We start from the raw sequence: 12,622 nt of genomic DNA on the forward strand, positions 1-12,622 counted from the left end.
ATTAAGCTAAAAAAAATCGTTTATCCGTTAATATTTTCTAAAAAAACTTAAAGCTTCTAAAATTTGAGACTTTCTGGAATTATTATTGAATTTTAGATTCTAGAAATTTTAAAAATGTACGATTATGAAAATGACTAAAATTAATATCAAAAATCTATTTTTAGGTTTATTCCTTGTAGGAAGTGCTGGTTTTGCGAATGCACAAACCACTCAGACAGATACTGCCAATAGTACAACAACTACGGCTGCTACAACTCAATCTGGTAATGCTACGATTGATGGCCTTAAAAAACAAATTGAAGCTAATCCTAAAGATACAGAATCACTAGCCAAATTGGCGGGCGCTTATCAAGACGCTTCGGATTGGACCAATGCAGTAGCTACATGGAAAAAGATATCTGCTTTGTTACCCGATTGGGCTCCATCTTATTACAGTCAGGCATACGCTTATCAGGCAGGTAAAGATGATGCCAATGCAAAACTTTCTTATGAAAAATACATTGCTACGGTAAAACCGGAAGAAGTAGAACAAAATAAGAAAAATTTGGCTTACGCTTATTTCTATATCGCCTTTTCAGAACAACAGTCTGATCCTGCAAAAGCAAAAGAACATATTGCTAAATCAATACAATATGATCCTACCAATCAAGATGCTTTAAAATTAAGTAAAACTTTAAATTCATAAAGAAATTAAAATCCGGGAAATTTTCTCGGATTTTTTTATTGATTTCAATTAATCCTTTTTCCAAAAAAATCTACTTCGCCTTGCAGATGCCTGATGATCTTTTCAATATTCCTTTGAATGCTCGCTTCTGTTTTTAAATTATTGATATAACGAATCAATTCCAGTTTTCTTGAAGGAATAAGGTTTTCAAAATTTTGTACCGTGACAGGATTTTCCCTGATTGCTTTATCTAATTGAGGGTGAATGGAAATTGTTCTGTCTGCATCATCAAATTCAACAACAACTTCACACAACCACTTTTCACCTGATCACTAGGTAACTGCATCATTCAACAACAACTTCAATAATTTCATCTATTCTTCTGGGAGAATCTTTTAACATGGTTAGGTTGATGTATAACCTCCATTCTCCTAAATATCTCATTAGATTTTGTTTAAATTCTTTACCATTTACTGTTCCTTTCACAGGAATTGGACTTTTGTTTCTTCCCGAAGTTTCAAAAATTTCATTTAAAATTTCCTCAGGAATAAAAACAAAGGGATTGATACCAATGATGTTGAGTTGTGCTGTGAAATGGTTTTTCATTGAAGTAAAGTTATAAAATTGTTTTTATTTGGGATACTGAGCGAAATCGAAGCATCTCAATACACTCATAACTTCTAACCAAGATTAAAAGTTTCCCACTCAAAAAGTAATGTTTATCTTTGTATAAATAAATCTTTAAACAAATGAAATTTTTTATTGACACTGCCAATTTAGAGCAAATAAAAGAAGCAAAAGATCTTGGAATTTTAGATGGTGTAACAACCAACCCATCTTTAATGGCTAAAGAAGGAATTCAGGGAGCTGAGGCTATTAAAAATCATTATAAAGCAATTTGTGATATCGTAGACGGAGATATTTCTGCAGAAGTACTTTCTACCACTTACGAAGAAATGATCAAAGAAGGTGATGAGTTGGCTGCAATCCACCCGAATATCGTTGTGAAAATCCCAATGATTAAGGATGGTATCAAAGCATTAAAATATTTTTCAGATAAAGGAGTTAAAACGAACTGTACACTTATTTTCTCTGCAGGACAAGCTCTTTTAGCAGCAAAAGCTGGTGCAACTTACGTTTCTCCTTTCTTAGGAAGACTTGATGATATTTCTACAGACGGATTAAACCTAATCAAGGAAATCAGATTAATTTTTGATAACTATATGTATGACACTGAAATTTTAGCAGCATCTATCCGTCACCAAATGCACATTATTGACTGTGCTAAAATTGGTGCTGATGTTATTACTTCTCCACTTCCTCCAATCTTGAGTTTGTTGAGACACCCATTAACAGACAGCGGATTGGCTCAATTTATTGCAGATTCAGCGAAATTAGCTTAACATTACGCTCACTATAAAGCATAAAAAACCCGAAACTGAGTTTCGGGTTTTTGTTTTATTTCAATAAATCTAATTCTAACAAATTATTATTTTTCGCATTTTCTTCTTTCCCTTCTTTCTCTCGCATTTTCATCATCATTTCAGGCTCGATCGGTTTTCCGTTTTCGCCCATCATTATAACCTTTGTCCCTGAAGCAAGCATCTGACGTAGACCCTTTGTAGGATTGTTTCTGCTTTCTATAAACTGCTTTTTATACGTTTCCATATTGACAGGAATTACTTTAGTAAATGATTTTTTTTCACTCTCAGTGATCCAATCTTCATTTCGTTTTTTCACTTCTTTTAATACAAATGAATGAGAGTTCGTTTTATCTTCAATCTTCACAATTAAACCCGGTAGCCCATGAAACTTATACGGTCCATCCTGAATAGGAATATCTGTTACAAACCAAGCCGTCCATTTTCTTCCTCCAAAATCTAAAGTTGCTTTTTGAGCTGTAAACTCTCCTATTTTTTCTTTGTCCGGTAGAATTTTCCAGTTTTGAGGCCTGTCATCTGTCACTTTATATTTATCTATATCCAAACTATTAAAGAATAGGGTTTTATAATCCGGATAAGATTTCTCTACCACAAAAGGAATATATCCGAAGTTAATTCCTGAGAAATCATGAATACCTTTCTTAATTCTGTCTTCTCTCATAGAATCTGAGATGGCTACCTCACTACTGTAAAATTTAGATCCTTTTTTCGAAACATCGAGATACATTATCTCAGTTTTGACGTCTTTTTTGGCTGTAGAATCTGCAACGAGCCGATATTCATACGCAAAACGCTGACTTTGTGCATCAATAATAAGTACTGACAATAGAAATAATACTAAAAATATTTTTTTCATAACTTAATTTTAGAATTGTGTTTAGTTTTCGTCAATAGCTTTAACAACTTTGCACGGATTTCCTACTGCCACAACATTATCAGGAATATCTTTTGTGACAACACTTCCCGCTCCTATCACCGAATTATTTCCAATAGAAACTCCCGGTAAAACCACCACATTACCACCGAACCATACGTTATCTCCAACCGTGATGGGACGTGCATATTCAAGACCTGCATTTCTTTGTTTAACATCTAAAGGATGCCCTGCGGTATAAAAACTACAGTTGGGACCTATGAAAACATTGTCTCCAAACTTTACTGTGGCGCAATCTAAAATAACAAGATTGTGATTGGCATAAAAGTTTTCACCTACCTCAATATTATATCCGTAATCACACCAAAAATTGGGTTCTATACAGAGATTTTCTTTTGTCTTTTTAATGATTTGCTTAATCAATTCCTTTCTTTTAGGAAGGTCTGAGTTTTTGATTTGATTATATTCTAAACATAAATCTTTAATAAAAATCCGTTCATTGATTAACTCAGGGTCATAATTTGCATCGTACAATAATCCTTTTTCGCATTTTTCTTTCTCTGTCATAATTTGCTTTTTGGTATTTTTAACGCCTAAAGATAATAAAAGAAAAACAGGATGAAAAGTAGTTTCCGTCCTGTTTTTTAATTTTTAAAATTATTTTACAATAATACTTTACTGTAATAGATCAAGCTCGATAATGTTATTTTCCTTTTTTATATTATCTTTCATTTTCTTTTCCTGCTCTCTTAAGCTTTTTTCAGGATCAATAATTTTTCCCGAATTGTCTCTCATCTCAAGAATAAGTCCTTGAGCAAACATTTGTCTTTCACTTTTTATAGGATCATTACAGAAATCCTTAAAAGCTTTTTTATACTTCACTTCATTAAGCGTAATCAGTGGATTATAACGTGACTTATCTTTGGTACTTTTCCATTCATATCCGTCTGGAAGTTTTTTAATTCCTTTTAATTCAAACGAATGAGTATGCGCCGAGTCTTCAAGTTTTACAATCAATCCTGGTAACCCATGAAATTTATACGGCCCATCCTGAATAGGAAGTTCTGTTGTAAACCAAGCGATCCAATTTCTGCCCGCAAAATTACAAGTGGCTTTCTGTGCCATAAAATTTCCTATTTTTTCTTTTCCCGGGAGAATTTTCCAGTTTTGCGATCTGCTGTCTTGTATCATATACTCATCCGAACCCAAAGTGGTGAAGAAATTAACTGAATAATCAGGATACGCTTTTTCAATACTGTATCTTATTTTACCTTTAGATTGAAATCCTACAAGATTGACATCTGTATTTCCACCTTTTGTCTGCTTTTCAATAGATGCTCTCATTAAAGAGTCAGACTCGAAACGATTTTTACTATAAAACTTTGAACCTTTAGGAGAAATGTCAAGAAGCATCATCTCGGTTTCTAGCTTGTCTTTAGCAGTAGAATCAATTATATATTTATATTCATAGGTAAAGCGCTGATTTTGTGTATTTATAATCAGCCCTGACAATAGAAAGAATAACAATAGTATTTTCTTCATGCTTTAATTTGATTTTTAGTATTTTTAGCGTTTAAAGATAATAAAAACAGGATAAAAATTACTTTCTATCCTGTTCTTTACTATTAAAAATTATTTTACCTACTTCACCAAATCTGGTTCTATCGGATTGTTATTTTTAGCTAATGTTTCTTTCGTTCTCTTTTCCATTTCTCTAAATACCTGATTAGGATCTGAGATTTCTTTTCCGTCTGCCGTTCTCGTTTTAAAAACTATTTTTTGGTTAGAGTCTCCTCCGTTTTTCATCATCATTTCACGCATATTTTTGGTAGGATCATTTACATAGGCTTTCCATACCTTTCTAAACTGATCTTTTGTAACTTCAATATCCTTACCTCCCATTCCGAAAATAGTCATCCCTTGAGGCATTTGCGTCTCCTTATCGTTGGCGGGCGTCTGCACTGTTTTATTTCCAACCAACGTCATACTATGAGAACCGGTAACATCTTCAATTTTAACAATCAAGCCCGGTAAACCATAAAATTTATACGGTCCGTCCTGAAAAGGAATATCTGTCGTGAACCAAGCCGTCCATTCTCTTCCTCCGAAATTGGTGGTTGCTTTTTGGGTATTGTAAGCTCCAATTTTCTCTTTATCTGGAAGAATTTTCCATTCCGGCTTTTTATCTTCCTGAATTTTATATTGATCTGTAGAAATATTTCTAAACAAATAGGTTTTAAAATCTGGATACTGCTTAGTCACTTTATAAGAAACCTGTCCGGGTTTTTCTCTTCTATTAATACTGATATTTCCGGAACCTCCTTTCAGTTGCTTTTCAAGATCTGCTTTTGCTATAGAATCTCCTACAAATTTGTCCTGACTATAATAGTTTGATCCATCCTTAGTGATATCCAAAAGCATCATTTCTTTTTTTACATCTGCTTTATCATCAGAATTTGGAATGTACTTGTATTCATAGAAAAATCTATTGGTTTGTGCTGTTGCAAAAACACTTACAAGCAAAAAGAATAAAATATTTTTTTTCATATTTAATTGATTAAATAAAAAGCTTTGCTTACCAAAAGATCAGCAAAGCTAGGTGAACTTTATTTTTTTGTTTCGATTCTAATGTCTCCTGTTGTTTTACCGTTATCAACACGCTTATTGATATTAATATTTTCAATTTTACTAGGGCTTAAACCATCCATTTCCTGTTTTGTAACTTCTTTTCCGTCGATATAGAGCTTCATATCTGAATCTCCATCATACTTGAAGTTTTTCACTCCATTAATGGTAATATTTCCTTTTCCATCTTTTTTTATGAAATCCGCATTCATGTGTATATTAGAAAGATCTTTAGAAGCTGTTTTTAAAGAAGTATTATAGACATATACATTTTTTAAGTTGTCATTTCCAGCTATTTTTGCTACTTCTAGTCTTACTTTTTCCTCTATAATTTTTGCATTTACTCTTGCCTTCTCACCCTCTATTCTGGCTTTCTCACCTTCTCTCATTGCTTTTTCGCCTTCAATTCTTGCCTTTTCTCCATTTACTCGTGCTTTGTCACCTTCAATTCTTGCCCTTTCTCCTACTATTACTGAAATTTTTCCTATCTCTGATGAAAGCTCTCCTAATTCATCAACATTTTTTTCAAACTCTTTGGTTCCTGGTTTTAATTCATTTAAAGCTTTACTTTTTTCATTAATTTTTTTGCTTAGATCATCAAGCTTTTTCTGATGATCAGATTTTGCATACCCTTTAGTAGAAACAGGAATTTCTTTAATTTTCTCCTGTTTTACTGTATCTTTTTTAATCTGAGAAACAGCTTGCGCAATTTCTTTATTTGTTTCTTTAATCTCTTTATTTTTAGCGTTTACCATGTAGGCAAAAGCCACTAAAAATAAAACCGGCAATGCAAAAATTCTTCGCGCATACCCGAATTTGGTTTTAGGTTTTTGTAACATTTTGAGTCGTTTTTTTAGATTTGAACTTAGAAACGGACTGGTGGCAGGCAACTGTGTTCCGGAAAAGTGACTTGCTAAAAGCATCTGCGCAAATGCTTTGGTGTCCGATTGTTTTACGGCCTTTTTATCGGCCAGATATTCGTGAATTAAATTGATTTCTTTTTTAATGATATGAAAAAAAGGATTGAACCAGAAAATGGAAGTAATCACTTCAATAAAGATTTTATCAAATGAATGTTTCTGCTCAATATGCACCATCTCGTGCTGTAAAATTTGTTTCCCAATATCTGAATTCAATACAATTGTATTTTTCCAGAATAGGTTTTTAAAGTATGAAAACGGAGCTTCAGAAAGGTTGGTATGGTAAAAATTAATCCCATCAAAACTTTCTTTTTGAAATTGCTGTTTAAGCTGTTGGATCCTAAAGATCCCATAAATGAATCTTCCTAAAAAATAGAGAGAACCCAATCCCAAAGCTGAAAAAATAATTCTAAAATAAGTGTGGTCATTGTCTATATTTTTGGTTGTATTAAAATTCTGTATCTTATCTAATAGTCTGTATACATCATTATTTACCTCTATCGTAAAATCATTTACCCTGATTAAAGGCAATAATAAGGATATCAATATCGCAAACAGTAAATAAAATCTGTTGTAATGATGAAACGTCTTATCTTTTAAAGACAACTGATAGTACAAAAACATTACACCAGAAGATAAAATTACTTTTCCAAAGTATAGAACGAATGTTTCCATGACTAGTCTTTCTTTTTGAGTTCGCTTAATAACATTTCAAGATCTTCCACCGTCATCTCATTCTTTTCTACAAGAAAGGAAACGGCACTTTTATAAGAACCTTTGAAATAATTTTTCACAAGACTCTTCATTGTTTTTCCAGAATACTGCTCTTTCGTAATCAGTGGAAAATACTCATGCTGTCTTCCGTACACATTATAGTCTACGAATTCTTTGTCTTTCAATACTTTTAAAATCGTAGAAACGGTATTGGTATGCGGTTTAGGCTCTGGAAATAAATCTAAAACGTCTTTTAGAAATCCTTTTTCAAGTTTCCATAAATACTGCATCACTTGTTCTTCTGCTTTTGTTAAAGTCTGAATTTTCATATCCTGTTTCATTTATCATTAAATATGATATAAAATTGTATTAAAATCTCATATCACTAAGAAATTAGTTATACAAATGTAGAAATAAATCTGAAGCTAACAACTATTTTTTTAGTGATAAAAATATAAAAAGTATAAATAACTGAAAATCAAATGAATAAATTTCATTACAATATGTTAAATTTTTAATTGATCGAAATTATTACCTCATTAATTAGCAGTAAAATGTGACATTAGAATACAAATTCTTAAAACTTGTTAAAATTTATTAAATAAAATTAAAATCTACTTGTTTAAAGTGATAAAATATATTTATTTTAGTGCTTTAAAAATTTCTCATGAAAAGATATAATTTATTAATTGTACTATTACTACTTATTTTTAATGTAACGACTGCTCAAAAGAAAAACTCTCCTGCTGCAGATTTTGGGACTTTAAAAGAGACTAAATCCAAAATTGAAAGTACAGTGCCTATTGTTATAGGACATTTACAAACCATTGCAACTAAAGAAGGGGACAATAATATCCTTACCAACGGAAAAATTGCTTTAGGAAAAGAATATAAAAAAGTTGAGGATGAATGGCGTCTGTATAGAGGAAACATGTCTAGCTGTATTCTAAACAATTCTTCAAAAAAATCTAAAAAATGCATGGAGTATCACAATAGAATGTTCAGAGATACTATGATTAACTATAAAAATTATATCACTTACCTTACTAAAAAGAATGGATATCTTGGGGTAGAAGGTGATACTAAGATAGATTTCAAACCTGCTGAAATGGCTACTAAACTAAGCGATGCCTATTTTAACGCAAGCGACGCTGCAGCAAGAATGAAAGGCAATCAAAAGAAAGAGTTTTTAGATCAAACAAATTCTGAAGACTACAAACTAAGACCTTACGCTGAAATAGCACAATAATATAGAATCCCGCTTTAAAAGCGGGATTTTTTTTGCATCCTATCTAAAGAACTATTAGACTCCGATCATTTTCAAATCCTAATTTCTATTTTTTCTCTTTGCAAGTATTCACTACTTAATTGGGAAAAAATCACCAATCTCCTTGTTTTTAAGGAGCTTTCAAAATTCCCTTACATTATCATTCTGATTTTAAAATAATTACACAAATTACTATCATTATTTCTTTGATAAAATTTCTTTATGAAATTACTTAGTATTAAAATATTTCAATAATTGATTTCAAGCTTCAATCTTTTTTATTAAGTTTCATATCCCAGAACTCTTTTTTGGAAAAAAAATAAAAATAAAACACAGAAAAATTGTGAAAAAAGTCAAAAAAAGTTCAAATTTCATCTTGTAGTTAAATATTTCCCTCTTCTCAATACCTTATTAAAACGATGTTTTTTTATTATCGTAATATAAATATCACCATATGATGAAATAAAATATACATCGTATGGTAAAACTAAATATATTAGTAATCAGAATAAACTAAAAACCATCAAATCATGAGTAATGAAAATTTTAACACGCTTGAGCTGCTCAAAAATCAGTTTAGGTACCCTTTTCCAACATTAAAAAATCCTCATGCGGAGCTATTACAGGAAATAACAGAAAATCAATGGATTGACGGAGATTACCTATGGCTTTATGAACAAAATCCTGATCTCCGTAAGAAGTATAAAAAAACTAAAACAGCACATATTGCTGCCCAATGGTTTCCTACCGCACCACCTGAACGCTTCAAGCCTATTTGCAGACTTATGCTCTGGACCCTTTATAATGATGACCTTTATGAAGAAAGTGAACCCTGTGACATAGGCTATGTTCACGCTCAATCTATTGCAATATTAAATGGTGAGATAAATGCTGTAGACTCTGGAATACCTCTAGGAAATATGCTGGCTTCATTAAGACAGGAACTGCTGGAGTTTATACCACAGGAATCAGTATCTCGTTTTACGCGAATGATCAGTAAGTATTTTAACGGTTTGGAAACCGAATTGAATTATAAGAAAAACAAAACTTTTCCCAGTATTGCAGAATGTATAGCTTTACGTGAAAACTCCATATGCCTCTATCCTTTCTTACAGCTTACAGAGCTAGAAACAGGGATTGTTCTCCCAAAGGAAATACATGATCATCCCGTGATCCTCCGTCTGCAGACTTTGGCTTGCCACTTGGTTACTTTTTTTAATGAAGTACAATCGGTTATAAAAGATGAGGCAACAGACAGTATTTATTATAATATTGTAAAAGTGATTCAACACGAACACAATATCTCTCTAAAAGACGCATGTCTAGAAGACCTACGTCTGCATAATGAAGATCTTAAAGAATTTCTAGCACTACAATCTTCTCTTCCTGATTTTGGAATTTGGCAAGACGCTGTCGTGAACTGGGTGCATTACATGAGTATGGTTTTAAGTGGTTGGAAGAACATCTCCACAAAGCTAGGACGTTACAATGCTATGGAATTTCCACAGGCTGACGAACTAAAAGCAAAGCTAAATAAAATATAATTCCTAATTACAAAATAAAAATTAAACCTATGAAAGATGAACTAATAGTCCCTAGATGTAATTATCCCTGGCCAACAATTACCAGCCCCATTGCCAATGCTTTTGATGATGAAGAGAAAGTTTGGTTTGATAATGATTATACTTTTATTTCTGAAGAAGGAATCAAAAGATGTAAAAAACAATTACAATCTCGGGTCGCAACTTATATGAATCCAACATGTGATGATATTGATTTAATGCGCCCTTGTGCTCGTCTTATGATTTACATCACAGTTTTTGACGATTATTTTGGATTAACACCTCGAAAAGAACTCAAAATTATGGCTGATCGGGTATATGAAGTGATGCTAGGTGAGGAACCGAGACCAGACGAAATAGGAATTTTACGACAAATGGCACAAGCAAGAAAAGAATGGATAGCAAATGGAATGCCTCAATTTTTTATAGAGCGGATTTCTAAAAATTTCTATGAATTTATAATGTATGGTATGGCCGAGGAAATCCCTTTCAAACAAGCAGAAATAAGAACCTATCCTTTACTCGCTCATTATTTAAATTTTCGTCAGTATTCTATAGGAATGGGACCTTTTGGAGACTTAATAGAACCTGCTACTAATTTTGCATTGCCTGTTCATATTTATAATCATCCTATTATTCAACGTTGTAAAACATTACTTAGTATGCTTATTGTCATACAAAATGATTTCGCTTCTCTGAAAAAAGAACTCGAAATAGAAACTGAAAGTCTGAATATTATTTTCATTCTAAGTCATCAATATAAACTTTCATATCAGGAAGCATGTACTGAAGCAATGAGAATTCATGATGAATATGCTAAAGAATTAAATGACTTGCATACATCATTGCCAGATTTCGGTCAATATCAAAAGGAAGCCGATAATTATGTCTATCATATTAAATTACAAGTGAGCGGTTGTGAAAACTGGTATCATAACTCAGGAACAAAACGTTATGAAACCCAAGGGTTTATTATACCACAATATGGCAGTGAAGGAGAAGATATTGTTATCCCTCACAGTATCTTTGTACAAAAATAGTGGATAATTATACTAGATGTCTTGGCATCATCAAGGATCAGTTCCAAAACTTGGGGAGAAAATAAAAAATGATATTTTTGTAGTATGTTAAATGATGCCGAACTGCTTAAATTATTTTTACCTGAACTCTTGATTGAATATTTTGAGATTGTAAAATTTGAAGAGGAAAACAAAATTCTACATATTTACTTTGAAGAAAAAAATACAGTTCCAAAAGAATTTTCTTCGCTCATATTACAGTCAAAAGGTTTTGTTCCTGAAATTATGGTAGATGATTTTCCTCTCCGCGGAAAAACAGTGAAGCTCCACATCAGACGTAGAAGGTGGACTGATACTAAAACAGGAAACATCATTCAAAGAGATTGGAATCTTATTGCCAAAGGAACCCGCATGACACAAGATTTTGCAGAGTTCTTAAAAAAAATCAGCAGATACTAAAGCGCTTCCCTGTAAAACCATTGGTGAGATGTACGGCGTAGATGGTAGAAAATTCCAAAGACAGTACAAACAAAGCATCAGTAATTTTAAAGATTGGGAACAAAAATCGCATGCAGAAGATTGGATTCTCTACCCTGAAAACCTCTCCGAGCAGCTTTCCTTGGACGAAGTTGCCCTTTCTGATGGAGAACTGTACAGTGTTCTCACTTCCAAAAAAGCAAAAGGCAAAAAAGGTTCTCTTGTAGCTGTAATCAAAGGTACAAAAAGCAATATCATAGCTGAATATATTTTAAAAATCAGCAGAAGGTCGAGAATGAGAGTGAAAGAAATAACACTCGATATGGCTGGTTCTATGAAACTCATCGCCAAAAGATGTTTCCCCAAAGCAATACAGGTTATCGACCGTTTCCATGTTCAGAAATTAGCCATAGAAGCGTTGCAGGACATCAGGGTAAGCCATCGTTGGGAAGCTATTGAACAAGAAAATAATCTTTTGTTGGAAGCAAAGCAAAAGAAAGAAAATCTCCAAATTGAAATTTTCCTAAACGGTGACACTCGAAAGCAACTTTTGGCAAGAAGTAGATATTTACTTTATAAAACCAGAGAAAAGTGGACTCCATCACAAAAACAGAGGGCGAAAATCTTGTTCTCAGAGTATCCAGATTTAGAAAAAGCGTACAATTTATCAGATGGGCTCAGGAAAATCTATAATCAAAACATTGAAAAACCAGTAGCCATGTTAAAGTTAGCCCATTGGTTTAAAGATGTGGAAGAATCCGGATTTAAATCCTTCAATACCTTAACTAGGACAATTATATTAAACTATGATGGTATTCTCAATTATTTTAATGCTCGTAGCACGAATGCTGCAGCTGAGTCTTTCAATGCCAAAATAAAAAACTTCAGATTACAACTTAGAGGTGTGCGAGATAAATCGTTTTTCCTATTTAGATTATCTAAACTTTTTGCCTAGTCCCCAACTTTTGGTATTGATCCTTGATCCATCATCAATAAGTAAAACAATCTAGAAGTAAATGATTGCAAAATTTATATTCAACACATAAAAAATACATTCC

The 12,622-nt window shown here is 32.5% G+C and carries 15 protein-coding genes; 7 read left to right on the forward strand and 8 right to left on the reverse strand.

Annotation, left to right across the window (positions count from 1 at the left end; all coding sequences use genetic code 11):
* Positions 1-124: 124 nt before the first annotated feature.
* Positions 125-685: a hypothetical protein gene (locus AMQ68_RS03745; RefSeq protein ID WP_054509266.1), complete on the forward strand. Its 561-nt coding sequence runs from the start codon at positions 125-127 to the stop codon at positions 683-685.
* A gap of 44 nt (positions 686-729) precedes the next feature.
* On the opposite strand, the gene AMQ68_RS25495 is transcribed toward AMQ68_RS03745, so the two are convergent.
* Positions 730-978, reverse strand: coding sequence for a YdeI/OmpD-associated family protein (locus AMQ68_RS25495; protein ID WP_241775048.1), 249 nt, complete (start codon positions 976-978; stop codon positions 730-732).
* A gap of 31 nt (positions 979-1,009) precedes the next feature.
* The gene (locus tag AMQ68_RS25500; RefSeq protein WP_241775049.1) at positions 1,010-1,270 is read right to left on the reverse strand and encodes a DUF1905 domain-containing protein; all 261 of its coding nucleotides are present in this window, start codon (positions 1,268-1,270) and stop codon (positions 1,010-1,012) included.
* A 143-nt stretch (positions 1,271-1,413) separates the two neighbouring features.
* Between AMQ68_RS25500 and fsa the strand changes: the two genes are divergently transcribed.
* Complete coding sequence (gene fsa / locus AMQ68_RS03755; RefSeq protein WP_054509267.1) at positions 1,414-2,067, forward strand: fructose-6-phosphate aldolase; 654 nt, start codon at positions 1,414-1,416, stop codon at positions 2,065-2,067.
* A 55-nt stretch (positions 2,068-2,122) separates the two neighbouring features.
* Here fsa and AMQ68_RS03760 read toward each other — a convergent pair whose 3' ends face one another.
* From AMQ68_RS03760 to AMQ68_RS03785, 6 genes are all read right to left on the reverse strand, one after another.
* Positions 2,123-2,962, reverse strand: coding sequence for a GLPGLI family protein (locus tag AMQ68_RS03760; RefSeq protein WP_054509268.1), 840 nt, complete (start codon positions 2,960-2,962; stop codon positions 2,123-2,125).
* 21 nt (positions 2,963-2,983) lie between these two features.
* Complete coding sequence (locus tag AMQ68_RS03765) at positions 2,984-3,547, reverse strand: sugar O-acetyltransferase (RefSeq protein WP_054509269.1); 564 nt, start codon at positions 3,545-3,547, stop codon at positions 2,984-2,986.
* A 108-nt stretch (positions 3,548-3,655) separates the two neighbouring features.
* On the reverse strand, positions 3,656-4,522 hold the full coding sequence (locus tag AMQ68_RS03770; RefSeq protein ID WP_071254653.1) for a GLPGLI family protein: 867 nt from the start codon (positions 4,520-4,522) through the stop codon (positions 3,656-3,658).
* Between the two features lie 99 nt (positions 4,523-4,621).
* Positions 4,622-5,527, reverse strand: a complete 906-nt coding sequence (locus AMQ68_RS03775; RefSeq protein ID WP_054509271.1) for a GLPGLI family protein — start codon at positions 5,525-5,527, stop codon at positions 4,622-4,624.
* A 59-nt stretch (positions 5,528-5,586) separates the two neighbouring features.
* Positions 5,587-7,200 carry a M56 family metallopeptidase gene (locus AMQ68_RS03780; RefSeq protein WP_054509272.1) on the reverse strand — a complete coding sequence of 538 codons (1,614 nt, stop codon included), beginning with the start codon at positions 7,198-7,200 and terminating at the stop codon, positions 5,587-5,589.
* Between the two features lie 2 nt (positions 7,201-7,202).
* Entirely contained in the window at positions 7,203-7,568 is a 366-nt protein-coding gene (locus AMQ68_RS03785; RefSeq protein WP_054510013.1) for a BlaI/MecI/CopY family transcriptional regulator, read from the reverse strand.
* A 338-nt stretch (positions 7,569-7,906) separates the two neighbouring features.
* Here AMQ68_RS03785 and AMQ68_RS03790 point away from each other — a divergent pair, with 338 nt between their 5' ends.
* The 5 genes from AMQ68_RS03790 to AMQ68_RS03810 all read left to right on the forward strand — a co-directional run bounded on the left by AMQ68_RS03790 (position 7,907) and on the right by AMQ68_RS03810 (position 12,519).
* Entirely contained in the window at positions 7,907-8,488 is a 582-nt protein-coding gene (locus AMQ68_RS03790) for a hypothetical protein (protein ID WP_054509273.1), read from the forward strand.
* Positions 8,489-9,036: 548 nt separating this feature from the next.
* Positions 9,037-10,050, forward strand: coding sequence for a hypothetical protein (locus AMQ68_RS03795; RefSeq protein ID WP_054509274.1), 1,014 nt, complete (start codon positions 9,037-9,039; stop codon positions 10,048-10,050).
* Positions 10,051-10,079: 29 nt separating this feature from the next.
* Positions 10,080-11,108 carry a hypothetical protein gene (locus AMQ68_RS03800; RefSeq protein ID WP_054509275.1) on the forward strand — a complete coding sequence of 343 codons (1,029 nt, stop codon included), beginning with the start codon at positions 10,080-10,082 and terminating at the stop codon, positions 11,106-11,108.
* An 84-nt stretch (positions 11,109-11,192) separates the two neighbouring features.
* Positions 11,193-11,546, forward strand: a complete 354-nt coding sequence (locus AMQ68_RS03805; protein ID WP_054509276.1) for a hypothetical protein — start codon at positions 11,193-11,195, stop codon at positions 11,544-11,546.
* Between the two features lie 28 nt (positions 11,547-11,574).
* Positions 11,575-12,519 (forward strand): transposase, encoded by a 945-nt coding sequence (locus AMQ68_RS03810; RefSeq protein ID WP_054509277.1) that lies wholly within the window; start codon positions 11,575-11,577, stop codon positions 12,517-12,519.
* Positions 12,520-12,622: the final 103 nt, after the last annotated feature.

This window comes from Chryseobacterium sp. ERMR1:04 (genome assembly GCF_001297705.1).
Classification (GTDB): Bacteria; Bacteroidota; Bacteroidia; order Flavobacteriales; family Weeksellaceae; genus Chryseobacterium.

Coding starts and splice junctions, on each gene's coding strand:
- AMQ68_RS03745 (WP_054509266.1), top strand. CDS start 125: ATGAAAATGACTAAAATTAATATCAAAAATCTATTTTTAGGTTTATTC.
- AMQ68_RS25500 (WP_241775049.1), bottom strand. CDS start 1,270: ATGAAAAACCATTTCACAGCACAACTCAACATCATTGGTATCAATCCC.
- fsa (WP_054509267.1), top strand. CDS start 1,414: ATGAAATTTTTTATTGACACTGCCAATTTAGAGCAAATAAAAGAAGCA.
- AMQ68_RS03760 (WP_054509268.1), bottom strand. CDS start 2,962: ATGAAAAAAATATTTTTAGTATTATTTCTATTGTCAGTACTTATTATT.
- AMQ68_RS03765 (WP_054509269.1), bottom strand. CDS start 3,547: ATGACAGAGAAAGAAAAATGCGAAAAAGGATTATTGTACGATGCAAAT.
- AMQ68_RS03770 (WP_071254653.1), bottom strand. CDS start 4,522: ATGAAGAAAATACTATTGTTATTCTTTCTATTGTCAGGGCTGATTATA.
- AMQ68_RS03775 (WP_054509271.1), bottom strand. CDS start 5,527: ATGAAAAAAAATATTTTATTCTTTTTGCTTGTAAGTGTTTTTGCAACA.
- AMQ68_RS03780 (WP_054509272.1), bottom strand. CDS start 7,200: ATGGAAACATTCGTTCTATACTTTGGAAAAGTAATTTTATCTTCTGGT.
- AMQ68_RS03785 (WP_054510013.1), bottom strand. CDS start 7,568: ATGAAAATTCAGACTTTAACAAAAGCAGAAGAACAAGTGATGCAGTAT.
- AMQ68_RS03790 (WP_054509273.1), top strand. CDS start 7,907: ATGAAAAGATATAATTTATTAATTGTACTATTACTACTTATTTTTAAT.
- AMQ68_RS03795 (WP_054509274.1), top strand. CDS start 9,037: ATGAGTAATGAAAATTTTAACACGCTTGAGCTGCTCAAAAATCAGTTT.
- AMQ68_RS03800 (WP_054509275.1), top strand. CDS start 10,080: ATGAAAGATGAACTAATAGTCCCTAGATGTAATTATCCCTGGCCAACA.
- AMQ68_RS03805 (WP_054509276.1), top strand. CDS start 11,193: ATGTTAAATGATGCCGAACTGCTTAAATTATTTTTACCTGAACTCTTG.
- AMQ68_RS03810 (WP_054509277.1), top strand. CDS start 11,575: ATGTACGGCGTAGATGGTAGAAAATTCCAAAGACAGTACAAACAAAGC.